At 32.3% G+C, this 371-nt stretch carries 1 protein-coding gene; it reads left to right on the top strand.

Annotation, left to right across the window (positions count from 1 at the left end; genetic code table 11):
- A partial coding sequence (locus AC1DJR_RS34055) for a PAS domain-containing protein (protein WP_477004677.1) occupies nucleotides 1-371 on the top strand: 371 nt, incomplete at both ends.

Raw genomic sequence — 371 nt, 5'->3', positions numbered from 1 at the left:
CTACAATCATGTCCATTCTAGATCGATTTCATTTAATGGAGGAGTCAGGTAACCATGTTTCTGAGAGATACTATCGAAAAATAGTAGATTTAACGAAGAATCTAGCTAAAGCTCATCGACAACTTCATCAAGTTATTGATGGTGTTGGTGATGGAATACTAGCTATTGATTATAAAGGAAGGATTGTTGTCTTTAATGAATTCCTGGAAAACATGCTTAAAATAAAAAGCAAAAATGTTATTGGTCATCCTATCGATACCACTATTAATAATATTGATTTGGTAAATTTCATCCTTTCAAATAAGCAACAAGAAAGCGGTATATTTGTTGTAAATGGCTTGGATGTGATAGTGGAACGTCTGCATATAAAT

The organism is Bacillus sp. 05T31 (assembly GCF_056396725.1).
This window is presented reverse-complemented; position numbering and strand designations above follow the sequence as displayed.